Origin of the sequence: Citrobacter sp. RHB20-C16 (genome assembly GCF_013890155.1) — a bacterium.
In the GTDB taxonomy this organism is placed as follows: Bacteria; Pseudomonadota; Gammaproteobacteria; order Enterobacterales; family Enterobacteriaceae; genus Citrobacter_A; species Citrobacter_A amalonaticus.
Genome location: NZ_CP057630.1, coordinates 2,572,867 through 2,598,999, shown reverse-complemented (window position 1 = coordinate 2,598,999; position 26,133 = coordinate 2,572,867). Strand labels below are relative to the sequence as shown.

At 52.4% G+C, this 26,133-nt stretch carries 22 protein-coding genes and 2 pseudogenes; 11 read left to right on the top strand and 13 right to left on the bottom strand.

All coding sequences use genetic code 11. The annotated features are described in order from the left end of the window. Position 1 precedes the first annotated feature (1 nt). A complete protein-coding gene (locus HVX64_RS12425; protein WP_043000588.1) occupies positions 2 to 1,234 on the bottom strand; it encodes a sensor domain-containing diguanylate cyclase in 1,233 nt (410 codons plus the stop codon). A 644-nt stretch (positions 1,235 to 1,878) separates the two neighbouring features. Here HVX64_RS12425 and HVX64_RS12420 point away from each other — a divergent pair. From HVX64_RS12420 to dbpA, 4 genes are all read left to right on the top strand, one after another. Next, entirely contained in the window at positions 1,879 to 3,012 is a 1,134-nt protein-coding gene (locus tag HVX64_RS12420; RefSeq protein ID WP_044257781.1) for a methyl-accepting chemotaxis protein, read from the top strand. Between the two features lie 89 nt (positions 3,013 to 3,101). After that, positions 3,102 to 4,085: a zinc transporter ZntB gene (zntB, locus tag HVX64_RS12415; protein WP_043000590.1), complete on the top strand. Its 984-nt coding sequence runs from the start codon at positions 3,102 to 3,104 to the stop codon at positions 4,083 to 4,085. Between the two features lie 284 nt (positions 4,086 to 4,369). After that, complete coding sequence (locus HVX64_RS24270) at positions 4,370 to 4,549, top strand: hypothetical protein (protein WP_305764052.1); 180 nt, start codon at positions 4,370 to 4,372, stop codon at positions 4,547 to 4,549. Between the two features lie 23 nt (positions 4,550 to 4,572). Continuing rightward, entirely contained in the window at positions 4,573 to 5,946 is a 1,374-nt protein-coding gene (gene dbpA / locus HVX64_RS12410; RefSeq protein ID WP_044257783.1) for an ATP-dependent RNA helicase DbpA, read from the top strand. 43 nt (positions 5,947 to 5,989) lie between these two features. Here dbpA and ttcA read toward each other — a convergent pair whose 3' ends face one another. Beyond that, positions 5,990 to 6,925, bottom strand: coding sequence for a tRNA 2-thiocytidine(32) synthetase TtcA (ttcA, locus tag HVX64_RS12405; protein ID WP_043000592.1), 936 nt, complete (start codon positions 6,923 to 6,925; stop codon positions 5,990 to 5,992). Between the two features lie 103 nt (positions 6,926 to 7,028). Then, a pseudogene (locus tag HVX64_RS24125) lies at positions 7,029 to 7,182 on the bottom strand (site-specific integrase); the annotation flags it as partial. A 205-nt stretch (positions 7,183 to 7,387) separates the two neighbouring features. Between HVX64_RS24125 and HVX64_RS12400 the strand changes: the two are divergent. Then, complete coding sequence (locus HVX64_RS12400) at positions 7,388 to 7,906, top strand: 2-oxo-tetronate isomerase (RefSeq protein WP_044257784.1); 519 nt, start codon at positions 7,388 to 7,390, stop codon at positions 7,904 to 7,906. A 34-nt stretch (positions 7,907 to 7,940) separates the two neighbouring features. Here the strand turns inward: HVX64_RS12400 and cydB are convergent, their stop codons facing one another. The 4 genes from cydB to HVX64_RS12380 form a co-directional block, all read right to left on the bottom strand. Continuing rightward, positions 7,941 to 8,951 (bottom strand): cytochrome d ubiquinol oxidase subunit II, encoded by a 1,011-nt coding sequence (gene cydB / locus HVX64_RS12395; protein WP_044257787.1) that lies wholly within the window; start codon positions 8,949 to 8,951, stop codon positions 7,941 to 7,943. Continuing rightward, a complete protein-coding gene (locus tag HVX64_RS12390; RefSeq protein ID WP_044257789.1) occupies positions 8,951 to 10,357 on the bottom strand; it encodes a cytochrome ubiquinol oxidase subunit I in 1,407 nt (468 codons plus the stop codon). The genes cydB and HVX64_RS12390 overlap by 1 nt, the downstream gene beginning before the upstream one ends. Positions 10,358 to 10,442: 85 nt before the next feature. Beyond that, a complete protein-coding gene (locus tag HVX64_RS12385) occupies positions 10,443 to 10,940 on the bottom strand; it encodes a ferritin-like domain-containing protein (RefSeq protein WP_044257790.1) in 498 nt (165 codons plus the stop codon). A 92-nt stretch (positions 10,941 to 11,032) separates the two neighbouring features. Then, positions 11,033 to 11,218, bottom strand: coding sequence for a general stress protein (locus tag HVX64_RS12380; protein ID WP_043000597.1), 186 nt, complete (start codon positions 11,216 to 11,218; stop codon positions 11,033 to 11,035). A gap of 378 nt (positions 11,219 to 11,596) precedes the next feature. On the opposite strand from HVX64_RS12380, the gene HVX64_RS12375 reads away from it, so the two are divergent. Beyond that, positions 11,597 to 12,505: an SDR family oxidoreductase gene (locus HVX64_RS12375; RefSeq protein WP_181825018.1), complete on the top strand. Its 909-nt coding sequence runs from the start codon at positions 11,597 to 11,599 to the stop codon at positions 12,503 to 12,505. 39 nt (positions 12,506 to 12,544) lie between these two features. Beyond that, positions 12,545 to 13,737, top strand: a pseudogene (locus HVX64_RS12370) (zinc-dependent alcohol dehydrogenase). Between the two features lie 70 nt (positions 13,738 to 13,807). Here HVX64_RS12370 and uspF read toward each other — a convergent pair. The 4 genes from uspF to nifJ all read right to left on the bottom strand — a co-directional run bounded on the left by uspF (position 13,808) and on the right by nifJ (position 19,699). Further along, positions 13,808 to 14,242: a universal stress protein UspF gene (gene uspF, locus HVX64_RS12365; protein WP_043000600.1), complete on the bottom strand. Its 435-nt coding sequence runs from the start codon at positions 14,240 to 14,242 to the stop codon at positions 13,808 to 13,810. An 81-nt stretch (positions 14,243 to 14,323) separates the two neighbouring features. Then, positions 14,324 to 14,536, bottom strand: a complete 213-nt coding sequence (locus HVX64_RS12360) for a KTSC domain-containing protein (protein WP_043000601.1) — start codon at positions 14,534 to 14,536, stop codon at positions 14,324 to 14,326. A 156-nt stretch (positions 14,537 to 14,692) separates the two neighbouring features. Then, positions 14,693 to 15,817: a porin OmpC gene (ompC, locus tag HVX64_RS12355; RefSeq protein ID WP_043000602.1), complete on the bottom strand. Its 1,125-nt coding sequence runs from the start codon at positions 15,815 to 15,817 to the stop codon at positions 14,693 to 14,695. Between the two features lie 357 nt (positions 15,818 to 16,174). Further along, on the bottom strand, positions 16,175 to 19,699 hold the full coding sequence (gene nifJ / locus HVX64_RS12350; protein WP_044257794.1) for a pyruvate:ferredoxin (flavodoxin) oxidoreductase: 3,525 nt from the start codon (positions 19,697 to 19,699) through the stop codon (positions 16,175 to 16,177). Positions 19,700 to 20,437: 738 nt separating this feature from the next. Here nifJ and HVX64_RS12345 point away from each other — a divergent pair. Both HVX64_RS12345 and HVX64_RS12340 read left to right on the top strand, forming a co-directional pair. After that, a complete protein-coding gene (locus HVX64_RS12345) occupies positions 20,438 to 20,788 on the top strand; it encodes an NlpC/P60 family protein (protein WP_225738872.1) in 351 nt (116 codons plus the stop codon). Positions 20,789 to 20,944: 156 nt separating this feature from the next. Continuing rightward, on the top strand, positions 20,945 to 21,217 hold the full coding sequence (locus HVX64_RS12340) for a DUF333 domain-containing protein (RefSeq protein ID WP_043000605.1): 273 nt from the start codon (positions 20,945 to 20,947) through the stop codon (positions 21,215 to 21,217). Between the two features lie 10 nt (positions 21,218 to 21,227). Here HVX64_RS12340 and hslJ read toward each other — a convergent pair whose 3' ends face one another. Beyond that, a complete protein-coding gene (gene hslJ, locus HVX64_RS12335; protein WP_181825017.1) occupies positions 21,228 to 21,647 on the bottom strand; it encodes a heat shock protein HslJ in 420 nt (139 codons plus the stop codon). Positions 21,648 to 21,756: 109 nt separating this feature from the next. Next, the gene (locus HVX64_RS12330; RefSeq protein ID WP_156595208.1) at positions 21,757 to 22,746 is read right to left on the bottom strand and encodes a 2-hydroxyacid dehydrogenase; all 990 of its coding nucleotides are present in this window, start codon (positions 22,744 to 22,746) and stop codon (positions 21,757 to 21,759) included. A 555-nt stretch (positions 22,747 to 23,301) separates the two neighbouring features. Here HVX64_RS12330 and HVX64_RS12325 point away from each other — a divergent pair. Then, positions 23,302 to 25,941, top strand: a complete 2,640-nt coding sequence (locus HVX64_RS12325) for a YdbH family protein (RefSeq protein ID WP_044257837.1) — start codon at positions 23,302 to 23,304, stop codon at positions 25,939 to 25,941. After that, positions 25,938 to 26,129, top strand: a complete 192-nt coding sequence (locus tag HVX64_RS12320) for a YnbE family lipoprotein (protein ID WP_044257839.1) — start codon at positions 25,938 to 25,940, stop codon at positions 26,127 to 26,129. Before HVX64_RS12325 ends, HVX64_RS12320 begins: the two co-directional genes overlap by 4 nt. The last annotated feature ends 4 nt before the right edge of the window (positions 26,130 to 26,133 follow it).

The following is a 26,133-nucleotide window of genomic DNA, read 5'->3' as shown; positions in this document are numbered from 1 at the left end:
CTCAGGCGGCCAGTACCCGGTTTCTGCCATCATTTTTGGCCCGGTAAAGCGCAGCATCCATCCGCTTAAACAGTTCATCGATACTTTCGTTCGGTTCGCGGTGGGCCACGCCAATGCTCACGGTAAAGCGCGGCAGGCCGGGAAGCCCGATTTTCGCGACCGACGCGCGGATGGATTCGGCTAACTGCAACGCGGTCTCCAGCGGCGTGCGCGGTAACAACAGGACAAACTCCTCGCCGCCCCAGCGAAACACTAAATCCCCTTTGCGTGCGCAGGACTCCAGGTTTCGCGCCAGCTCGCAGAGAACCTCATCGCCTTTCAGGTGACCATACAGGTCATTAATGCTTTTAAACCGATCGGTATCAATGAGCAGCAGGCTGTAGTCCTGGGCCAGGGTGAGATGCTGCATCTGCCCCTGTTCGGTCAGTTGATAGAACTGGCGGCGATTGAGCAGTCCGGTGAGTGCGTCATGCAGGGCGGCGCGCTCCAGTTCCTGTTCAAGACGTTTCTGCTCGGTAATATCGTGAATGATGCACAACATCAGTCTGTCGCCGTAGATTTCAATCGGCCCGGCATAGGTTTGCACATGGCGGGTGGTGCCATCGGCAATTTTATGGACAAAATTCAGCGGTTTATGCCCACCCGGCAGTCGCGCAATTTCATGCATAACAGGCAGAACCTGGCGACCCAACATATTGATTTCCCATGTGTGTTTTTGGCACATCGCCTCCAGGCTGTAGCCGTAAAAATTGAGCGCCGCCAGGTTGGCGTCGACAATCAGACCATCTCTTGACGGATCGATCAGCAGCATAGGGGCGGAGTTCGTGAGAAAAAATCGGGCATAAAATCCCTGCTTTTTACGCTGATAGGTGGCAGACCGGCTGGCTTTCAACCCCTGTACCGCCGGGATATCAATGCCTTCGAACAGAATGACTTCACCGGTTCCTGGCAGATCGTTAATCGATAACCGACAGGTGAGTGCGGCCTGATGATTTTCACGAGGCACCGTCAGAATCTCGACAATATCCCGCTGGCGGCGAAGATCGGTAATATAGTTCGGCAACGTATTCTGCGCATGGGTGGAATACACCCCTTTACGCAGCTGGCTGAAGGTGTACCCTTGCATCACCTCTCTGGCGATACGATTGGCAAAAACTAATTCTTCGGTACAGGGGGAGACGATCCAGACCGGCTGTGTTAATAAATCCAGTGCATTCAGGTTGTGCGCAATCATCAGTAATCCTGTTCTTTTTATTAATTATTGTGCGACCATGCCGATGAAATGCCTTGACCAGATCCCCATACCAAGCGTAATACCGCCCGATAAGCGCCAGAATGCCGATTCTCGACCCGCGCACGCTGTCGAGGGAGACAAATGCAGCGATGAACGTAACAAGAAACGAGATGCTGATTCAAACGGGCGCCCATGGTACGTGCAACATCTGGCTTTCCATCGAATGTCTGTCGTGCAGTTAAATTTAGCAGGGATTCATCCATTCGCATGAGAAATGAAAGGTCAGCTACTGGAATTTTTGCCCACCTCATTAACGTCCAGAGGCGAAAGGCGGCAAGAGCGCGAATGCGCTTATTAACACGTTATGAAATCTAATCATTTAAGCCAGATTAAACGTTCATCAATGATGAGTGTCGTATCACTTAATTGTTAAGCAGTAGAATCGCTTGGGAGGGTAGGGGAAAGCGGCCTCACCTCATGATGAACAATAAGCATAAGGTAAACTTAATCGGCAATATCCTTCTTTAAGGTAAATTTTATGGATCTCTGCGTGAAGTTTGGACAGAGAGCGGAACGAGAAGAATATATGCTTTTCTGATGCTATATAAATATGACCTGCCATATTAACCTCTAACAGGTTTAAAATGTTAAAACACATTAGCGTCAGAACATTTATTATCGTATTTCTGCTATTTACCTTTGGCCTGATTAACACTGTGCAAATAATGTACTCGGTCAGGCTGTCGGTTATTATTTCAATGAACGTGATTTTTTTGTTGGCGCTATTCGCCTTATGGTGCTACATGACAATATATCTTGTCACACCCATTAATACCGTAAAGAAAAGTATTGAACAGGTGACAGCGGGAAATCTCGCCGTTTATATTCCCGAATTTGGTAATAACTGTGCCGGGAGACTGATTCCGGGTATCAACAGCTTATCCGGCAGTATCGCGACGCTGGTACGTGAGATCCGACTTTCCTCGAAGACGGCGCTGTTGTTGTCAGAGCAACTGGCCGCCCGTAGCGCTGAATTATCCGTAAAAACGGAGCAGCAGTCTGCCTCTTTAATCCAGACGGCGGCCAGCATGGAACAGATGGCCGCCAGCACGCGTAACAACGCTGACCACACGCGACTCGCTAACCAGCAGGCCAATAGCGCGATGCAATGTGCATACAAAGGCAGCGAATTAATGGTTCAGGTTGCCAGCAACATGCATTCGATTACGACTTGTACCCAGCAAATGACAGAAATAATTACCCTGATTGATGATATTGCGTTTCAGACCAATATTCTGGCCCTGAATGCCGCAGTCGAAGCGGCGCGCGCCGGTGAGCAGGGAAAAGGATTTTCCGTGGTGGCGACGGAGGTGCGAAATCTGGCGCACAGAAGTGCCGAAGCCGCAAAAAATATTCGGGGGCTTATCGACGTCACCCATCAAAATGTGCAGCAAGGCGCAACGGTTGTGGGCGAGACAGAAAAGAATATGCAGGAAATCGTCCAGGGCGCTGGGCAGTTAAGTCAGCTGATGCATGAAATATCAACCACCACGGCGGAACAGGAAAAAGGAATAAATCAGATAACCCAGGCAATGAATGAACTGGAAAAAGTTACTCAAAGTAACGCATTGATGGTGGATGAATTATCCGGATCGTCGGATGTACTGAAATCACAGGTTGTCGATCTCCAGTCGAAAACCCATCAGTTCCGTTTAAGTGATGCAACAGAAGTGATTTCTCCCTCAGCGCACAAGCGCTACGCTCGCGGGTTTTCATAAGTCCTGATAACACATTGGGAGAATGAGTGGTTGCTTAACATGCGTCGACAGCTAGACTAACCAGAAAAGCGCGAAGTATGGGAGGCAAAATGGAAGCCATTAAAGGGTCTCAAGTTAGTGTGCCGGATGCAGTATTTGCCTGGTTGCTGGATGGCAAGGGCGGTGTGAAACCGCTGGAAGATGATGATGTGATCAGCCGTGAGCATCCGTGCTGGCTGCATCTGAACTACACGCATCCGGACAGCGCGCAATGGCTGGCGACGACGCCGCTACTGCCGAATAATGTCAGGGATGCGCTGGCGGGGGAAAGCCTTCGTCCACGCGTCAGCCGTCTGGGTGAAGGGACGCTTATTACGCTACGCTGCATCAATGGCAGTACGGATGAGCGCCCGGACCAACTGGTGGCGATGCGTCTGTATATGGATGAACGGCTGATTGTCTCCACGCGTCAGCGGAAGGTGCTGGCGCTCGACGATGTCGTCAGCGATCTCCAGGAAGGCACCGGGCCAGTTGACTGCGGCGGTTGGCTGGTGGACGTATGCGATGCGCTGACCGATCACGCCAGTGAATTTATCGAACAGTTACACGATAAAATCATCGATCTTGAAGACAATCTGCTCGATCAGCAAATCCCGCCGCGCGGCTTCCTCGCGTTATTACGAAAACAATTGATTGTGATGCGCCGCTATATGGCGCCGCAACGTGATGTCTATTCGCGACTGGCCAGCGAGCGTCTGGCGTGGATGACGGACGATCAGCGACGCCGGATGCAAGATATTGCCGACCGACTGGGCAGGGGGCTGGATGAAATTGATGCCTGTATCGCCCGCACGGGCGTTATGGCGGATGAAATTGCCCAGGTAATGCAGGAGTCGCTGGCAAGACGTACCTATACCATGTCATTGATGGCGATGGTTTTCCTTCCCAGCACGTTTCTGACCGGACTGTTCGGCGTCAATCTCGGCGGCATACCCGGTGGAGGGTGGCAATTTGGCTTTTCACTCTTTTGTATTCTGTTAGTGGTTCTGATTGGTGGTGTTACTTTATGGTTGCATCGTAGTAAATGGTTGTAAAAACGGGTGTTTTAAGAGATTTCTCTGCCTAAAAACGGCTTTAAGATTGAGCGAAGTCAATAAATAGCACGCCTGTTCGGGGCAATATCACTCTTGCAGGTGAATGCAACGTCAAGCGATGGGCGTTGCGCTCCATATTGTCTTACTTCCTTTTTTGAATTACTGCATAGCACAATTGATTCGTACGACGCCGACTTAAATAAGTCGGCTTTTTTTTGCCTGTACGTTTTCAGCGACTACCCTGAAAGGGAGCCAATGAAATCCCGGAGGCAAAAATGTTCCATCTGTTAACTCACCGCCAACAAGACATTCATTTCTCGGATCCCGTTCCCACCGATCCCGTTCCTGTGCCCGATCCGATCCCACGTCCACAGCCGATGCCCGACCCGCCGCCCGACGAAGTACCGATTAAGTTGTCGCATCACAGCCGCAGATCTGCGAGGATACGCGCCTGCCGACTGTGAGTCGTTTACCGTGAGATTAAATTGTGACTGCTTTTGCTACTCTGAATGTATTACCCGCCGCCCAGCTCGAGAATCTGAACGAGTTGGGGTATCTGTCCATGACCCCTGTCCAGGCGGCGGCGCTGCCAGCGATCCTTGCCGGGCAGGATGTGCGGGTGCAGGCAAAAACCGGCAGCGGTAAAACGGCAGCATTTGGTCTCGGTTTGTTACAGCATATTGATGCCACTCTGTTTCAGACGCAGTCGCTGGTTCTGTGCCCGACGCGCGAACTGGCGGATCAGGTGGCCGGTGAACTACGTCGTCTGGCGCGTTTCTTACCGAATACCAAAATCCTGACGCTTTGCGGTGGTCAACCCTTCGGAGCACAGCGCGATTCTCTTCAGCACGCGCCGCATATTATCGTCGCCACGCCTGGTCGTTTGCTCGACCATTTGCAAAAGGGCACCGTTTCGCTGGACGCGTTGACCACGCTGGTGATGGATGAAGCAGACCGGATGCTGGATATGGGATTCAGTGAGGCAATCGACGAGGTGATCCGTTTCGCGCCCGCGTCGCGTCAGACGCTATTGTTTTCGGCCACCTGGCCGGAAGCGATTGCCGCAATCAGCGGTCGCGTGCAGCGAAATCCGCTCGCTATCGAAATTGACACGGTGGATGCGCTCCCCGCCGTCGAACAGCAATTCTTTGAAACCTCTGCGCACGGTAAGATACCGCTGTTGCAAACGTTGCTCAGTCAGCATCAGCCGGCTTCCTGCGTGGTGTTCTGTAATACTAAAAAGGATTGTCAGGCGGTGTGCGATGCGCTCAATGAGGCCGGGCAAAGCGCGCTGGCGCTTCATGGCGATCTGGAACAGCGAGACCGCGATCAGACGCTGGTGCGTTTTGCCAACGGCAGCGCGCGGGTGCTGGTGGCGACGGATGTTGCGGCCCGCGGGCTTGATATCAAATCTCTGGAGCTGGTGGTGAATTTCGAACTGGCGTGGGATCCGGAGGTGCACGTCCACCGGATTGGCCGTACCGCGCGCGCCGGGAACAGCGGTCTGGCTATCAGTTTTTGTGCTCCGGAAGAGGCGCAGCGGGCGAATATTCTCTCTGAAATGCTGCAGATCCGCCTTAACTGGGTCCCTGCGCCAACGCAACGCAGCATCGCGCCGCTGGTCGCCGAAATGGCGACATTGTGTATCGACGGTGGCAAGAAAGCCAAAATGCGACCAGGCGATGTGCTGGGGGCGTTAACCGGAGATATGGGTCTGGATGGCGCGGACATTGGCAAAATTACCGTGCATCCGGCGCATGTCTATGTGGCGGTCCGTCAGGCAGTCGCGCATAAGGCGTGGAAACAACTGCAGAATGGGAAGATTAAAGGTAAAACCTGTCGGGTGCGTTTACTGAAATAAACCCGAGTTGGGCCGGAGATGAAAACGATCCGGCCCATGGCTATTACTTCACTTCGACAACGTTCAGGCGAAGTTCATCAAGCTGATTATCGTCTTCTTCCGGTTGCCAGCCTGCAGGCTGGAGCGGGATCTCTTCACGATCAAATGCCAGATCGCCGCCATCAATAACGTCAGAACCGTGCTTAATCCCTTTGAAGTCGAACAGGTTAATGTCGCTCAGGTGTGAAGGCACCACGTTCTGCATGGCGCTGAACATGGTTTCAATACGGCCTGGATAACGCTTATCCCAGTCACGCAGCATATCGGCAATCACCTGACGTTGCAGGTTTGGTTGCGAACCGCACAGGTTGCAAGGGATGATCGGGAAGCCTTTGGCTTCAGCAAAGCGTTCGATATCCTTCTCGCGGCAGTAAGCCAGTGGGCGGATCACGATATGTTTACCATCATCGCTCATCAGTTTCGGCGGCATCCCTTTCATTTTCCCGCCGTAGAACATATTCAGGAACAGGGTTTGCAGAATGTCGTCGCGATGGTGACCCAGCGCAATTTTAGTCGCACCCAGCTCCGTCGCCGTGCGATACAGAATACCGCGACGCAGGCGTGAACAAAGAGAGCAGGTGGTTTTGCCTTCCGGGATCTTATCTTTCACGATCCCATACGTGTTCTCTTCAACTATTTTGTACTCAACGCCCAGTTGCTCAAGATACTCAGGCAGAATGTGTTCAGGGAAACCGGGCTGTTTCTGATCCAGGTTAACGGCAACCAGCGAAAAGCTAATCGGGGCGCTTTGCTGTAGATTGCGCAAAATTTCCAGCATGGTGTAGCTGTCTTTACCACCGGACAGGCAGACCATGATCCGGTCGCCATCTTCAATCATATTGAAATCGGCAATCGCTTCGCCGACGTTACGGCGCAGACGTTTCTGCAATTTATTCAGGTTGTACTGTTCTTTCTTCGTCGCTTGTTGATTTTCTAACATTATTTACTGTCTCGAACACCGGAAAGGGGCATGTCACGACACGCGTATCACCGTGCCAGTTTTGCGTTTCGCCTGGCAGTCTGCTCGTCGTCAATACGTCGATTCAGGCTACGTCAATTTCATATACCACCTGCGCGCGTTTCATGCCCCATCGGGTTTGCAATAAAAGACGTGAACGCTTCGGTTGAGCGAAGCCTACAGGCAAAAGTATGTCGCGTATGGTACGGATTACGGCGACGAATACCAGCACCTTTTACACGTCCGACGGTAAACGGCTTAAACTTACTTCTGAATTCTGGTCAGGCAATGATTTTCTGTCACTGGGGCGACGCTGACGATGATTAGCCTGGTCACGGTGCGACAGAATCAGGGCATTACGGATCCCGCAAAAAGTCAATACGCCATTCTGGAGCGTAATGATCATATTTCCGTTATTCCTGATGAAAGCTAAGGAGAAGAAGGATGAATGAAGCAGCCTATAACGAAGCGAAAACCACCGGCGAACTCACGAAACAGCTAGCCAATGTGTTCATTGACCGAGGATTATCGTTAACCACCGCTGAGTCCTGCACCGGCGGTAATCTGGCGACGGCACTCTGTGCGGAATCCGATACCGCCGCCTTTTATGATATTGGTGTTATTACCTTCAGTGACAGGGCGAAGCAGACACTGCTCGGCGTACAGGCCAGTACGCTGGAAAAATATACCGCAGTGAGTGAACAGACGGTCAAAGAGATGTCCACGGGCATACGCGAGCGTGCCGGGACCGATATCAGCATTGCCATCAGTGGGTACGCCGGTCCGGACGGTGGGGAAGACGGAACGCCCGCCGGAACGGTCTGGTTTGCGTGGAATCTCCGCGGGGAGATTGTCACAAAGCGCGAGCTTTTTTCTGGTGAGTGTCAGGATGTTATCGAAAAAGCAGTCCGTTTCAGCCTTGCAGTACTCCTGGAAGAGATCTCTGCCTGGGAGGGGCGTTGACCCCAGTGATCAATCACGCTCTGCGATCTGACGCTCAATGATAGCCTTCACCCCCGGAAACCTTGCCGCGGAAGACAAAGTAGCTCCAGGCGGTGTACATCAAAATGACCGGGATAATCAGCAGGGTTCCCACCAGCATAAACCGTTGGCTGGCAGGCGGTGCTGCCGCCTCCCACAGCGTGATATGCGGTGGGATAATATGCGGCCATAAGCTGATGCCCAGCCCGCTGAAGCCGAGGAAAATCAAACCCAGCGTCAGAATAAAGGGTCGCGCATGGCTGTTCATCTCTGCGCTCAGTCGCCAAATCCACAGGCTCAATACCAGCACAAGAATGGGCACCGGGACAAACCAGAAGAAATTGGGCAGGGTAAACCACCGTTCGGCGATAGCGGGCCAGCCGAGCGGCGTCCAGACGCTCACCACCGCGATAACCCCCAACAGGGCGAGGAGGACTTTACGGGTCAGAACGCGCATTCGCGCTTGCAGCGAACCCTCGCTTTTCATAATCAGCCAACTGGTGCCGAGCAGCAGATAGGCGACGATCAGGCCGACGCCGCAAAAGAGGTTGAAGGGGGTGAGCCAGTCCAGTGCTGAACCCGCAAAACGGCGTTCTGTCACCTCGAAGCCGTTAATCACCGCGCCCACCACAATGCCCTGGCTGAATGTCGCGAGCAGCGAACCGCCGGCAAAGGCGTAATCCCAGAATGGTCGGTGGGAAGGGGTCGCCTTAAAACGAAACTCAAAGGCCACGCCACGAAAAATCAGACCGATGAGCATCATTGTCAACGGAATTGCCAGTGCGTCGGTGATCACCGCATAGGCCAGCGGGAACGCGCCAAAGAGGCCCGCGCCGCCGAGCACCAGCCAGGTCTCATTGCCGTCCCAGACGGGTGCCACGCTGTTTACCATCACGTCACGCTCACCAGCGTCGTGAACCACGCTGAACAACATCCCAATGCCCAGATCGAAACCATCCATCACGATGTACATCAGCGTGGCAAAGATAATGATGACAAACCACATTACGGTGATATCGATACCCATTACGCCTTCTCCTCTTCATCCGTCACCGGTTCTGCCGCCGAGAGGGGGCGAGCCGGGGTGCCATCCGTTTGTGACGTCAGTTCACTGACAGGTTGCGGACCTTTGCGAATGAGCCTGAAAATGTAGTAATAACCCACGCCAAAAACAGCACAGTAGACGATGATAAAGACCAGCAAGCTGATGACCATTTGCATCGTGCTGTGTAATGACACCGCATCGCGGGTGCGTAAGAATCCGTAGATCACCCACGGTTGACGTCCTGCTTCCGTCGTGACCCAACCCGCCAACAGCGCCAGTAGTCCGGCAGGGCCCATTCCCAGCGCAAACCACAGGAACGGGCGAGACTGATACAGGCGCTGGCGCCAGCGCAGCCAGACGCTACAGAGACCCAGCGCAATCATGAGTAAACCTATGCCTACCATGATACGAAACGACCAGAAGACAACAGGGGAGTTAGGGCGATCTTCTTTGGGATAATCCTTCAGCGCAGGAACCTGTTTATCCAGACTGTGGGTCAGGATTAAACTACCCAGCGCCGGGATCTCCAGACCGTATTTTGTGCGCTCCTCTTCCATGTCCGGCATCCCAAACAGCAAGAGCGGTGTAGCCTCGCCGGGCGCGTTTTCCCAGTGGCCTTCGATAGCGGCAATTTTTACCGGCTGATGCTCAAGGGTATTGAGACCGTGCATATCGCCGACCACCGCCTGAATCGGCGCGACGATTAACGCCATCCACATCGCCATGGAAAACATTTTGCGGATGGCCGGCGTGTCGTTGCCGCGAAGTAAATGCCAGGCGGCAGACGCTCCCACAAACATCGCGCTACTCAGGAAGGCGGCGATCGACATATGGAACAGACGATACGGAAAGGAGGGGTTGAAAATGATCGCCATCCAGTCCTGCGGGATCACATGACCGTTTTCAATGCTGAAACCTTGCGGCGTCTGCATCCAGCTGTTTGACGCGAGGATCCAGAAAGTGGACATCAGCGTTCCCAGTGCCACCATGCAGGTGGTGAAAAAATGCAGCGCTGGAGAAACTCTGTTCCAGCCAAACAGCATCACGCCCAGAAAACCCGCCTCCAGGAAGAAGGCGGTGAGCACTTCGTAAAGCAGCAGTGGGCCGGTAATACTGCCGGCAAACTGGGAAAAGCCGCTCCAGTTTGTGCCGAACTGGTAGGCCATCACCAGACCGGAAACGACGCCCATGCCAAAATTGACGGCAAAGATTTTTAGCCAGAAGTTGTAAAGCGAACGCCAGAGGTTGTTGTGCGTGCGCAGCCACATTCCTTCCAGTACCACCAGATAGCTGGCCAGCCCGATGGTAATCGCCGGGAAAAGAATGTGAAAAGAGACAGTGAAGGCGAACTGAAAACGGGCCAGATGAAAAGCATCAAGTTCAGGCACGGTATGCTACCCCATGACAAAGCGCTGCCATAAGCAGAGCGCAACAAAACTGTTTTTTCTTACCAACCAATAACCTCGGGCGCGGTTATCGTTTCTCCGCACTTTTATTGATATTACCGACCGCCAGGTCAGTTAATTTCAAATCGGTTTCTTTTTCTTCTTCAAGCGTTTGCGCCAGAAGTTTTACCGCGGCGGGATAGCCCAACTGTTCGGCGAGGGTTGCCAGCGTGCCGTAACTGGCAATTTCATAGTGCTCAACTTTTTGGGCGGCCGCAATTAATGCAGCATCGCGAACTTCATTTTTTTCTGTACTTTCGATGACCTCATTGGCTTCTTCAATTAAGCCTTCCATCGCTACGCATTTCATGCGTTTAATCTTAATCTTCGGTTCCTGTTCGATTATCTGGTCTATACGCGAAATTTGCCCTTGAGTTTCTTCCAGGTGCGCATTAAACGCGGCGCTGAGTTTTTCGTCAGAGGCCGCGCGGGCCAGTTTCGCCAGACCACGGGTTAATTGTTTTTCCGCGCTATAGGTGTCTGAAAGTAAATGGATGAAAACATCCTCGAGCGTTTTCATATTCATAACATCCTCTCCCGGTTCAGAAAAAATAACTGCGAGTCTACAGACAGACCCGCAGGACACTTTATTTATTAAAGGCTAAAGCAGTCTTACAATCAGGAGTTATCAGACTTACGTCCGCCACTATGGCTGTTCTGACCGCCTTTTTTCCCTGCTTCGGATGCACGCTGCGGATCGTTTTTGAAGTTCCCGCCGCTGTGCTGACCGCCTTTTTTACCCGCTTCAGATGCTTTATCACGGTCTTCTGCGAAATTACCGGAACCACCACGATGCTCTGCCATATCTCACCTCTTGTATATCGGTTATGTCAGTCAGATACAAAAATGTAATTTGTATCCGTCGTTGTTCAGGGCTTAAAGTTAGCGGCTATCCGCGAGGAGTCAAATTTCCACAAAAAATCAGAAAAAATTGACGGGTTACTTTTCAATATATTATCGAAAACACCCGCCTCGCTTATTTTATGGGGGTTTTGTAAATGTTGGTATGTAACTGTCTGAGCGCAGGGCGATTAAAAAAATAGTCTTCAGAATAAAACAGTATTCATTAAGAGGCGGCGTTTGAATGACCGAAAATTAATCACTCAGACGGCTTTGAGAACCTTCTCGCCAATTTTGTTCTACGCTTAAAAGTCCGTAGGAAAAATAACGAGAGGTAAACGCATGGCTGACCAGAATAATCAAAAGCAGATCACCAATAAAACGCATTCTGAGCATTTTCCGGCTCCGCCATTTCCGCACCAAAAACAACCTTTTCCAGGACTTGCCAGTAAAATGCAGCCCCGTCCCGATCATGGCGAAGAGAGCTATCAAGGGAGCGGCAGGCTTAACGGCAAGAAAGTCTTAATCACCGGGGGCGATTCCGGTATTGGTCGCGCGGTGGCGATTGCTTATGCGCGGGAAGGTGCCGATGTGGCAATTAATTATTTACCTGATGAAGAAGAAGATGCCCGTGAAGTGGTTGAACTGATTAAAAAAGCAGGCAGGAACGTGGCCGCGATTCCGGGTGATATCCGCGATGAAACCTTCTGCCAGACGCTGGTTAACCAGGCGGTAGATGCGTTAGGCGGGCTGGATATCCTGGTGAATAACGCGGGGCGCCAGCAATTCTGTGAGTCAATTGACGATCTCACTACCGAAGCGTTTGATGTCACGTTCAAGACCAATGTTTACGCGACATTCTGGATTACGAAGGCTGCACTTCGTCATCTCTCATCGGGCAGTGTGATCATTAACACCACCTCGGTCCAGGCGTACGAACCGAGCGATATCCTGTTGGATTATGCGCAGACCAAAGCGGCGATCGCCGTCTTCACCAAATCGCTGGCGAAACAACTGGCGCCGAAGGGGATTCGGGTTAACGCCGTCGCGCCGGGTCCCTACTGGACGGTGTTGCAGTGCTGCGGAGGTCAGCCACAGGAAAAAATCGAGAGATTTGGCGCGCAGTCCCCGCTTGGTCGACCCGGTCAACCGGCGGAAATCGCACCGCTGTATGTCACGCTGGCGGCACCAGAGAACAGCTACACGTCCGGTCAGGTCTGGTGTTCAGACGGTGGCACCGGGACCTTATAACGCACGGTTTGCCAGCCAATGACGACAGGAGAAATGTGAATGAAAGCACTCACTTATCATGGCCCGCATCACGTTAGCGTTGATTCTGTGCCCGATCCGGGCCTTGAGGCGCCGGACGATATTATTCTTCACGTGACCGCCACCGCCATTTGCGGATCGGATTTGCATCTTTACCGCGGCAAAATCCCTGGTACGCATCATGGCGATATTTTTGGTCATGAGTTTATGGGCGAAGTGGTGGAGACCGGTCCGGAGGTGACGGCAGTCAGTAAAGGCGATCGGGTGGTGATACCTTTTGTCATCGCCTGTGGTGAGTGCTTTTTCTGTCATCTGCATCAATATGCCGCCTGCGAAAATACCAACAGCGGTAAAGGTGCAGCCCTGAACCGTAAAAACATCACGCCGCCCGCCGCGCTGTTTGGCTACAGCGATCTCTACGGCGGGATCCCTGGCGGGCAGGCAGAATTTGTCCGCGTCCCGAAGGCGAATGCCGGCCCCTTCAAAGTGCCGGATACATTGCCGGATGAAAAGGTGCTTTTTCTGTCAGATATTTTGCCAACAGCGTGGCAAGCGGTGAAGAATGCCGACATCAGGCAGGGTTCAAGCGTGGCTATCTTTGGCGCGGGCCCGGTGGGTTTACTCTGCGCCGCCTGTGCCCGGCTGAACGGTGCGGAGCATATTTTTGTCATTGATCATAACGACTACCGGCTCGAGTTTGCGCATCAGCGTTACGGCGCGATCCCGATTAATTTTGATAAAAACGACGATCCGGCAGAATGGATCATTGATAACACGCCCGGACATCGCGGTGTGGATGCGGTGATTGATGCTGTCGGTTTTGAGGCGAAGGGCAGTCTGACAGAAACCGTGCTGAGCACGTTGAAAATTGAAGGCAGCAGCGGTAAAGCGCTCCGGCAATGTATCGCCGCTGTGCGCCGTGGTGGGATCGTCAGCTCCCTGGCGTGTATGCCGGTTTTATTCATGGATTCATGTTTGGTGATGCCTTTGACAAAGGACTGACCTTCAAAATGGGTCAGACCCACGTGCATGCTTATCTGCCGGATCTGCTTAGTCTCATTGAACAGGGGCTACTGACACCGGAAGAAATCGTGACTCACCATATGCCACTCGAAGAGGCCGCGCGGGGTTACGAAATATTTGAAAAGCGTGAAGAGGCGTGTCGAAAAGTGATTCTGGTGCCTGGTCTGACGCAAGAAAAGACCACCGTCTGAGGCGTGGATTGATCAGCAACACCGGTTATGGCACAACGAAAAGCCCGCAGCGATGTGCGGGCTGAAAATGCTAGCGTACGACCAGAACGGAACACTCTGCATGGCGTACCACGGCAGCGGCGTTCGACCCTAACAGATAGGTGGTAATGTCCGGACGGTGGGATGCGATAATCACCATATCCGCAGGCAGTGTTTTCGCCATTTCCAGAATCTTATCTTTTGGCGAGCCTTCAACGACATGGATCTGCACTCTGTCCGACGGGATAGTGAACTTCTTGATAATCTCTTCCAGTTGAGATTTCGCTTCGGCTTTCAGATCGTCCATGGCAGGCAACTCCGCAGAGTAGGCCAGGCCCAGTGCAGAATAGTAAGGCAGAGACGGAATGACGGTCAGGAAATGAACCTGAGCATCGTCAATTTTCGCCTCGGCTTCGACATGATTAATCACACGTTGAGTTAATTCTGAGTCTGAAATATCGATAGGTACAAGAATTGTTCTGTTCATTAAACCTCCTGTTTGAGTATCCCTATAAAGTGTAACGTCTTATCACCGATTCAGTACAATGACAAAGATCACAATTCAACATTATTTGCTTTTGATTTCCGGGTACTTTCCCTTAATAACCCCGTCATAAAATCGGCCTTTTGAGACCACAGAAAGAAAATTTCGGTATATATGCGCAGGAACTCCGCGATATTGCAGAACACCGGTCTGGTAGAAACGGATTTCCAGCGTTGAGGATTTCTCGTCATAGCCGACGGAGGCAATTCGTGATGATTTTACAGGCTGATGGTTCATGGCGGCATCCTCAACGGCAGGTCATACCATGAATATATCATTTAACCCACGGGGATTTTAGTCTTCGTGATATCGCATTTTGTTATAGGCAAAACGAATGGGTTATGACGGTGAGGGAAAGGGCAGAAGCCCGCCGATACCAGCGGGCAGAAGGGCTTAGAACTGATAGACCATACCGAGTGCGACGACGTCATCGGTATTAATATTGTTACGAGAATAGAAGTTGTCGTCGTTATCCAGCAGGTTGATTTTATAATCAACGTAGGTGGACATGTTTTTGTTGAAGTAGTAAGTCGCGCCAACATCCGCGTATTTCACCAGATCTTTGCTGTCGTCATTGCCCTGACCGGTCAGATCTTTACCTTTTGACATCAGGAAGGACACCGCCGGACGCAGACCGAAGTCGAACTGGTATTGCGCCGTCACTTCAAAGTTCTGGGTTTTGTTTGCTACGCCGTCATCACCGTACGGGGTCATGTTACGGGTTTCAGAGTACATGGTAGCCAGATAAATGTTGTTAGCGTCATATTTCAGACCCGCTGTCCAGGCATCTGCCTTATCGCCACCCGCGACGCGGCCACCCGCATTGACTTGCTCGTTGGTACGGTCGGAGGTGGTGTAGGCTGCACCGAAGCTAACGCCCATTCCGAAGTCATAGGTCGACGAGATACCGAAACCGTCGCCGTTGGAGTTCTGGACAGTACGATCGCCGCCGTTGCCAGTACCTTCCTGCTCATTGGTGATTTGATCTTCGTTGGCACCCTGATACTGCAGTGCGAAGTTCAGACCGTTAACCAGACCGAAGAAGTCCGTGTTACGGTAAGTGGCAACACCGTTGGTGCGACCTACCATAAAGTTATCGGAATAGGTGTAGGAGTCGCCGCCGAATTCAGGCAGCATATCGGTCCAGCCTTCCACGTCATACATCACGCCGTAGTTACGACCGTAGTCGAATGAACCGTATTCACCAAATTTCAGGCCAGCAAAAGCAAGACGCGTGAAGCTGTTGCCGTGGTCGCCTTCGGTGGTGTTGGCGTTAACCTGATATTCCCACTGACCGTAACCGGTCAGTTGATCATTAATTTGTGTTTCACCTTTAAAGCCCATACGAACATAAGTTTGATCGCCATCACTGTTGGCATTATCAGAGAAATAATGCAGACCATCAACTTTGCCATAAAGATCTAATTTGTTGCCGTCTTTATTATAAACTTCAGCAGCATGTGCTGCGCCTGCTGCTAACAGGGCAGGGATGACAAGGGCCAGTACTTTTCTTTTCATCGCAGTAATCCTTTAGTTTTATATTTAGCTTTCACTCCCTCTGTTGGGGAGTAATAACATGCTAAAGGAGAAGTTCCGTAAAGAGATAAGTATCAATTGTTACGTCTTAAGTGAAACCTTAAATAAATAATTCCATCGAAATGACAATAATTGGTGTGAATATAATTGCATAAAGCATATAAAATAAAAATTATACAAAATAAATCCAGTGCGATATTCTTCGTTCGTTATATGCCTTTATTGTCACATACTGCTTTTTTGTTGGTCCAATGCAACGCGTACTGATTTGCCGACAAAGAAATTGACAAGCCCGAACAGATGTTCGGGCTTTTTTTTTGGCCGACGTGAACCCTCCGATCAGTCAGTACTGGTCTTCTCCGCTTTACCGGCCAGTTGCGCCAGGAAGTCATAGCGTTTTTGCAGATCGGCCGCGGCGTCCTTCCATAACTGCTCTGCCACTTCCGGTTGCTGCGCATTCAGGCGACGGAAACGCTGCTCGTTGAGTAATGTCTCTGCCAGCGCATCTGACGGCGGGCGAGAGTCCAGCGCCAGCGGCAATTTGCCTTCATCCGCACGACGTGGGTCAAAGCGGTAGAGTGGCCAGAAGCCGGTCGCCGTCAACTGACGCATCTGATCGTGACTCAGTGCGAGGTCATAGCCGTGTTCTTCACACGGGCTGTAGGCGATGATCAGCGACGGACCAGGATACGCTTCCGCTTCCTGAATCGCCTTCACGGTCTGGTTGAGTTGCGCCCCGAGCGAAATCTGTGCGACATAGACATGACCGTACATCATCATGCTGACGCCCAGATCTTTACGCGCCTTCCGTTTGCCGTGCTCACCAAATTTCGTTACCGCGCCAAGCGGTGTGGCTTTCGAGGCCTGACCGCCCGTGTTGGAGTAGCACTGCGTATCCAGCACCAGAATATTGACGTTTTCAGTCAGGCTCATTACATGATCCAGCCCGCCGAAGCCAATATCGTAGGCCCAGCCATCGCCGCCGATCAGCCAGATGGATTTTTCAACCAGCGCATCGGCGTCGGTGAGCAGTTCACGTGCGCCATCGACATCCTTCAGATGCTGACGCAGCGCGGCAACTTGCTCACGACGCACGTCAGGGGTCGCATCGGTATGTAATGCGTCGTTCAGTTCAGCCGGGATCTGGTCGGCAAACTGTTCGAGCAGACGCAGCACGCGTAAGCGATGCTGATCGACCGTCAGACGAAAGCCCAGACCGAACTCTGCGTTATCCTCAAACAGCGAGTTTGCCCATGCGGGACCGCGCCCATTGGCATCGGTTGTGTACGGTGTGGAAGGCAGGTTCCCACCGTAAATTGACGAACACCCCGTGGCGTTGGCAATCAGCATTCTGTCGCCATAGAGTTGGGTCAGTAACTTGATATACGGCGTTTCGCCACAGCCGGAACAGGCACCGGAATATTCAAACAGTGGCGTAATCAACTGAGAGGTACGAATATCGATACGTTCGAGTTTATTGCGGTCAATTTCCGGCAGACTGAGGAAAAAGTCATAATTCACTTTCTCTTCTTCGACGTGCTCAAGGCGCGACATCATATTGATGGCCTTGATTTCCGGATTCTGACGGTCTTTCGCCGGGCACACTTCCACACACAGATTACAGCCGGTGCAGTCTTCCGGCGCGACCTGCAGAACGTATTTCTGTCCGCGCATATCGCGTGATTTCACATCCAGCGAATGCAGGCTGGCGGGAGCATTCTCCATTGCTTCCGGCGAAACCACTTTGGCACGAATAGCCGAGTGCGGGCAGGCCGCAACGCAGTGGTTACACTGAGTGCAAAGCTCCTCTTTCCAGATGGGGATCGCTTCGGCGATGTTGCGTTTCTCCCAGCGGGTGGTACCCATAGGCCAGGTGCCGTCGGGCGGCAGCGCAGAGACGGGAAGGGCATCGCCGAGCCCCGCGAGCATTGCCGCGGTCACCATCTTCACAAAATCAGGCGCGGCGTCAGACACCACCGGAGGACGGTGGGCGCTGTGCGGATCAACCGTCTGCAGCGGCACCTCAGCAACAGACTCGCGCGCCAGCGCCAGTGCCTGCCAGTTGCGTTCCACCAGGTCCTGACCTTTGCTGCTGTAACTTTTAGCGATTGCCCCCTGAAGTTCAGCCAGCGCGCTATCGCCCGGCAGAATTTGAGTCAGATGAAAAAACGCCATCTGCATGACGGTGTTAATCCGCGCCGCCAGGCCACATTCACGGGCGATTTTCGCCGCATTAATGACGTAGAAACGCGCTTTCTTCTGGTTCAGTACCGCCTGCACTTCCTGTGGCAAGCGTGACCAGACCTCATCTGCGGGATACGGCGTATTCAGCAGGAAAATACCACCAGGCTTCAGTCGTTCAGCCATCTGGTATTTATCGATAAACTGCAGCTGGTGACAGCCGACAAAATCGGCCTGTGAGATCAGGTAAGCAGAGCGGATCGGCTGTTCACTCACGCGCAGGTGAGACACCGTCAGACCGCCTGCCTTTTTGGAGTCATACACGAAGTAGCCCTGGGCATACCACGGCGTTGAATTACCGATGATCTTGATGTTGTTCTTGGTCGCCGAAACGCTGCCGTCACTGCCGAGACCGTAAAATAGTGCTTCCAGCTTCGCCGTCGTCGGCAAGGTGTTATCAGGCAGTGGCAACGACAGGTTGGTGACATCATCGTAGATACCAACGGTGAAGCGCGGTTTGGGTTTTGCCTGGCACAGTTCATTAAAGACCGCGAGCACGCAGTCCGGGCCAAACTCTTTTGAAGAGAGACCATAACGGCCGCCAATCATGCGCGGCAACGTTTCACGCTCACTGCCGTTGAATGCTTCCGCCAGCGCGGTCATCACATCGAGATACAGGGGTTCGGCCTGGGCACCCGGTTCTTTGGTGCGATCGAGCACGGCAACCGCGCGGACGGATTCAGGCAAGGCCCGCAGCAGATGTTTAGCTGAGAAGGGGCGGAACAGGCGGACTTTCAGCACCCCGACTTTCTCGCCGCGCGTCAGCAGTTCGTCAACCACTTCTTCGCTGGTGCCGATAGCAGAACCCATCAGAATGATGACCCGTTCGGCCTGCGGATGACCATAATATTCGAACGGCTGATACTGACGACCGGTTGCGGCAGCGAAATCATTCATCGCCTGTTCGACATGATCGTATACCGCGTCATACCACGGGTTGGTCGCCTCGCGGGACTGGAAATACGTATCGGGATTCGCTGAGGTGCCGCGGATCACCGGGTGCTCTGGGTTGAGCGCCCGGGCGCGATGTGCATCAATTTCAGCCTGCGGCATCAGGCCGCGAATCGTGTCATCTGCCAGCGGGATGATTTTGTTGATTTCATGCGAAGTGCGGAAACCATCAAAGAAGTGAATAAAGGGAACCCGGCTTTTCAGGGTCGCGATTTGCGAGATCAGCGCGAAGTCCTGCGCCTCCTGTACGCTTGCGGCGCACAGCATGGCGCAGCCGGTCTGGCGGACCGCCATGACGTCTGAATGATCGCCAAAAATCGACAACGCGTGGGTTGCCACGGTACGGGCGGCGACATGCAGTACAAAGGGGGTTAATTGTCCCGCCAGTTTGTACAGCGTGGGGATCATCAGCAGTAACCCCTGTGAAGAGGTAAAGGAGGTGGCAAGCGCGCCGGTTTGCAGCGCACCGTGAACGGTCGCTATTGCACCGCCTTCCGACTGCATTTCGACGACGCGCGGCGTATCTCCCCAGATGTTTTTCAGCCCGTTGCCTGCCCAGGCGTCAGCCTGTTCAGCCATCGTTGAACTGGGCGTAATGGGGTAGATGGCGATAACTTCACTGGTACGAAACGCCACCGAAGCGACTGCACCATTACCGTCAATAGTAATCATATGACACCCTTACATTGCGCAAAAAAGAGGGACGCAGGAAACCACTTAGCGTCCTGATAGTTATTTCTCTAGTATAGGACTTTCCTGTATTCCCTAGAAGTTGTGCCACTTTCGAGTGCACAAATTGACACAAAGCTCGCAAAAACAATGACAATTTTATTGCCCGGTAGGTAACACCGGGTTGTATATTTAATTGTGCTTTTTTGTTATGAGTTGGTTATTGCCTGCGAGGCAGGCGATATTAAAAACATATTGTCCAAAAGTGGAGTGAGATTTTCTTTAAGGATTTCCTTAATGAATTTATTATCCTCGCCATTATCGTCATGATGTGAATTTCTTAATAAGACTTTTTAAGTTCGGTGTCAGGCCGCCCGCGCCTATACTGAGCGCAATTCAGGACGGGAAGGGCCTGTAAACCTTTGCGTTATTGAAGGTCGATACTCTTGTTATCGTGAATAGACGTTAAAACAAAAATAACTCTTTTATTTATCATTATTGATAACTTTTTTCGTGCGCCAAAAGTATGGATGTGTTCAGGTATTTAATTGTTTTGATTAGGTTATGTTACGAATTTTATTACTTACTTTACTTATTTCCGCCTCATCGTCGTCATTTGCCTTTGTGAAAATTCAGACCAAAAACTGGGGAGCCAATACCTTTTCGCCACTCTCTTATTCTGAAGGGCACTTTTCACAAGCGCCTGTTCAGAATAAGAAAGCGCAGCTTAAGCATCGCATTATGAGTGAATTTGCGCAGTGGAGAGGAACCGATTACCGCTGGGGAGGTGACAGTCGCAATGGTATTGATTGTTCGGCGTTCACGCGCAGAATTATTGCCTCGGTTATCCATAGACGCTTGCCGCGTACCGCGCAGGAGCAAAGTCGCATGGGGCAGAGAGTCAGTCAGCGTGAGCTAAAAGTCGGCGATCTGGTGTTTTTTAAGACGGAGCCGAACGTGCATCACGTTGGCGTTTATATCGGCAATGACTCCTTTATACATGCCTCCAGCTCGCAAGGCGTGACAATGTCACATTTGTCGAATCAGTACTGGCAGGCGCACTATTTGACCGCTCGCCGGGTGAGCGCATAACGACAGAACAGGCCTATGGGATCCCAATCCAGGGGAAAAAGCGCAATAAAATGCGGCGAGGCCGCATAATTGCGCGTTTTGACTCTCGACGCGACGGATTCGGATGCCTATTATTAGTGCGGCTTGTTTACGCTTACAGAATATGAGGGGAGTCAAATGCGCGCAGCGTTTTGGGTAGGATGTGCCGCGTTATTGTTGTCGGCTTGCAGCAGTGACAATGAACCTGTTCAGCAGGCGACAGCAGCGCATGTCGCACCGGGTTTAAAAGCATCGATGACCAGTTCCGGTGAGGCAAATTGCGCCATGATAGGCGGTTCACTTTCCGTTGCCCGTCAGTTAGACGGATCGGCAATTGGTATGTGCGCGCTTCCCAACGGCAAACGTTGCAGTGAACAATCCCTCGCCGCGGGAAGCTGTGGTAGCTATTAAGCACCCATTACTACATTAAATCGGCAAGCTTATAGCTTAACGTATGTTCCGCTGTGGCCAGGGTGAGCTGGTTGGCGGTCAGGTCTACTTGTGCGCCCTGTTTCAGCATGGTGCTGAGGGTATTGTCCAGCTCGTTGAGCTGGGGATCGGCGCACATCATTCGGGTCATCGCCATCTCTTTTACTTTCAATGCACCGTCAGAAAGTGATGCCTGACCGTTGAAGCGATTACAGATATTGCCCGAAATCATCATCTTTTCGCCAAAACTCAGTTCAAGCGGATGACCCGTTGCATTGACCGGTTTACCGTCTACGCTCTCCAGCACAAAGCGGTGATGCTGTAATTGCTCACGGCTGACCGATACTTTTCCGTTGCTTACACAACCTGCAACCAGCAGGCTCAGCGCAACCAGCGCTATGACCTTCTTCATGTTAACTCTCTGCATTTAAACGTAATCGCCACCGACAGCATACCGATCTCATCGCCAGTGGCTTTGGGGAAATTCTGAAATGCCCTCCTGCGAACAGGAAGGCGGCGGATCAGAACAGGGCGTTAGGGCAGGTTTCTCCGTTCGCTAACTGTTGTAAATTTTGCAGCGTAGTCTCAGAAATACTGGTCAACGCTTCAGCGGTGAGGAAAGCCTGATGCCCGGTAAACAGGACGTTATGACAGGCCGACAGGCGACGGAAAACATCATCCTGGATAACGTCGTTCGACTTATCTTCGAAGAACAGATCGCGCTCGTTTTCGTAAACGTCCATCCCCAGTGAACCTATTTTCTGATTTTTCAGCGCTTCAATCGCCGCCTGAGAATCGATCAGGGCGCCACGACTGGTGTTGATGACCATCACGCCATTTTTCATCTGATCAAACGCGGCATGGTTCAGCAGGTGATAGTTTTCCGACGTTAACGGGCAGTGCAGTGAAATCACATCGGATTCGGCGAACAGCGTCGGCAAATCAACATACTCCACGCCGAGTTCGAGCGCAGCTGCGCTGGGGTACGGATCAAACGCCAGCAGACGCATTCCAAAGCCTTTCAGAATACGCAGGGCCGCGATGCCGATCTTCCCGGTACCAATCACCCCCGCCGTTTTTCCGTGCATCGTGAAGCCGGTTAATCCTTCCAGTGAGAAGTTGGCATCACGGGTACGCTGATAAGCGCGGTGAATACGGCGGTTCAGCGTCATCATCATGCCAACCGCATGTTCCGCGACGGCTTCCGGAGAATAGGCCGGGACACGAACGACCTGCAGACCTAACTCTTTTGCCGCATCCAGATCGACGTTATTGAACCCCGCGCAACGCAAAGCAATGTATTTAACGCCATGATTTTTAAGTTCTTCGAGCACCGGGCGACTGCCATCATCGTTCACGAAAATACAAACCGCCTCGCAGCCATGAGCGGTTTTAGCCGTTTTCTCCGTCAACAGAAAATCAAAGAATTCAAGTTCAAAACCAAAGGCTTCGTTAACCTGCTGCAGGTACTTTTTGTCGTACTGTTTTGTACTGTAGACGGCGAGTTTCATAAGTCTTTCTCCAGTGATATCGAATCACAATTATCGAATTCAAATTATTTTACAAAACATAAAATATTATTGAAAGTGATACCTATAATGAATAATTCTAGAGCATCAATAGATTGTTCGTTCAGTGTATCGATTGCAGATTTCAGCAGGTGACAGTGCTGCTCCACACCTCTGTTTCGGTGACGCAAACAGCCCGCTGTTCGTCAGGATACGACTGATATGGCGTCAACATCGATTAATATCAATATGTTCCTGTGTAACAGTCTGCATTTCACCCGAACGATTTACTCACTTCCTACGGCCGTTGACTTTCACATTATCCGGGCCAGATTGCAGAATAGAGGGCAATATTTTGTCGGCTATTGCCCGCTATTAATCTTTAGATTTATCTGATAAGTCTCTGTAATTTATCTGACTTTCTGATCTTAACGATGGTGAAAAGTTTGTGTGTCACCCTGGAGCATCTATTCTTAATCTGGGCATGGTTAACTAAACATGACACAATAACGGCCTAATTCGGCTTAATTTTTCGCTAAATCAGGATATTAACTGCCCATGAAGGGTAAATATAAAGCCGTTCTGGCGCTTCTCTTACTCGTGATCCTCGTGCCGTTGACTCTGGTGATGACGCTGGGGTGGTGGGTTCCGACGCTGGCGGGCATCTGGCTGCCAGTTGGAACGCGCATTGCACTGGATGATAGTCCCCGATTCACGCGCCACGGTTTACATATTCCTGAACTTCGCTATCTGGTTGATGATTGCCAGTTGGCCAGGGTCAGTCAGGCCTGGTTGTCGCATCCCAGCCGTTGGCAACTGGATATTGGCACACTGGAACTCGATTCTGCCTGTCTGGCAAAACTGCCGCAAACGGAACAATCTCCCGCGGCGCCGCGCACTCTCGCGGAATGGCAGTCCATGCTGCCCAATACCTGGATCACCATCGACAACGTTATTCTTTCACCCTGGCAGGTGTGGCAGGGCAAACTGAACGTTTCGCTGACCCCTTCGCTCCAGCAACTGCGTTATCAGGGCGATAAAGTGAAGTTTCAGGGGCAGTTGCGCGGTCAGACGCTGACGGTGAGTGAGCTTGATATCATGGCGTTTGAAGACCAACCGCCGGTCAAACTGGTTGGTGAGTTCACGATGCCGCTGGTGCCGGATGGACTGCCGGTGAGCGGACACACCGTTGCCACGCTCAGTCTGCCGCAGGAGCCATCGTTGGTCGATGCGGAACTGGAGTGGCGTGAGAATGCCGGGCAGCTCATCGTAATGGCACGGGATAATGCCGATCCGCTGCTTGACCTGCCGTGGGAACTCACGCGTCAGCAGTTAACCATCAGCGACGGACGCTGGTCGTGGCCTTATCAGGGGTTTCCCCTCAGCGGGCGTCTGGGCGTGAAGGTGCAGAACTGGCAGGAAGGCACCGAGAACGCGGTGATCAGCGGACGGTTTAATGTGCTGACCCAGGGGGAGGCGGGGAAAGGGAACGCCGTGCTTTCGTTTGGGCCGGGAAAACTGAGCATGGACAACAGCGCGATGCCGCTGCAACTGACTGGCGAAGCCAAGCAGGATGATCTGATTTTCTATGCCAGATTACCTGCCCGGTTGACCGGCAGCCTGACCGATCCGGAGCTGGCGTTTGAACCAGGCGCGCTGCTGCGCTCGCGCGGACGGGTCATCGACTCACTGGATATTGACGAAATTCGCTGGCCGCTGGCGGGCGTGAAGGTCACGCAGCGTGGCGTGGACGGACGATTGCAGGCGATTCTGCGCGCCCATGAGAATCAGATGGGGGATTTTGTTCTGCATCTGGACGGGCTGGCGAATGATTTTCTGCCCGATGCGGGGCGCTGGCAGTGGCGCTACTGGGGCGAGGGCAGTTTTACCCCGATGCACGCGAAATGGGATGTGGCAGGCAAAGGTGAATGGCATGACAACACCATCACGCTGACCGATTTGTCTACGGGATTTGATCAGCTTCAGTACGGCACCATGAAGGTTGAAACACCCCGTTTAATCATGGATAAACCGGTCGAATGGGTGCGTGATGCCGCACATCCCCGGTTTAGTGGGGCGCTCTCGTTCGATGCCGGAGAAACCCATTTCTCCGGCGGCAGCGTTTTGCCGCCCTCAACGCTCAAGTTCAGCGTGGAGGGGCGCGATCCAACTTTTTTTCAGTTCAAAGGCGATTTGCATGCCGGGGCGATCGGCCCCGTGCGGTTAAACGGTCGTTGGGATGGCTTACGTTTACGTGGCCAGGCCTGGTGGCCAAAACAGTCACTGGAGGTGTTCCAGCCGCTGGTGCCGCCAGAGTGGAAAATGAAATTACGTGAGGGCGAACTGTATGCCCAGGTAGCGTTTTCGGCAGCGGCAGAACAAGGATTCGAGGCCGGTGGTCACGGCGTCTTGAAAGGCGGCAGCGCCTGGATGCCGGATAACCAGATCAACGGCGTCGATTTTGTATTGCCGTTCCGCTTTAGTGAGGGCGCGTGGCAATTGGGCACGCGTGGACCGGTGTCGCTACGCATTGCCGAAGTCGTCAACCAGGTGACTGCTACCAATATCACCGCCGATCTGGAAGGCGCTTATCCGTGGAGTGAAGCCGATCCGCTGCTACTGACTGACGTGAATGTGGATGTGTTGGGCGGTAAGGTTTCCATGCAACAACTGCGCATGCCGCAGCACGATCCGGCGCTGGTGCGGGTGCAAAATATCTCCTCAAGCGAACTTATCAGCGCAGTAAATCCGAAACAGTTTGCCATGTCCGGGCCGGTGAGCGGTGCGCTCCCTCTGTGGCTGAATGATGAGAAATGGATTATCAAAGATGGCTGGTTAACCAATCCGGGTCCGATGACGCTGCGCATCGATAAAGACACCGCCGATGCGGTGGTAAAAGACAACATGGCAGCAGGGGCGGCCATCAACTGGTTGCGGTATATGGAGATTGCCCATTCATGGACCAAAATCAATCTGGACAATCTGGGCGTATTGACGATGCAGGCGCAAATTCGTGGCAACAGCCATGTGGATGGCAAGGTCGGTACGGTGAATCTCAACTATACCCACGAAGAGAATGTCTTTACGCTGTGGCGCAGTCTGCGCTTTGGCGACAATCTCCAGGCATGGCTTGAACAAAACGCGGCGCTGCCGGAAAAAACCTGTCAACAAGGCAAGGAATGTGAGGAACCCCAATGAAAACAATGATAGCCATGCTGGCGCTTCTCCCGCTGTGGTTCGTAACGGGCTGTACGCCGCGCATTGAAGTCGCGGCGCCAAAAGAGCCCATCACCATTAATATGAACGTCAAAATTGAGCATGAGATTCATATCAAAGTGGATAAAGATGTTGAAAGCCTGCTCAAATCCCGCAGCGACTTGTTCTGAGGTG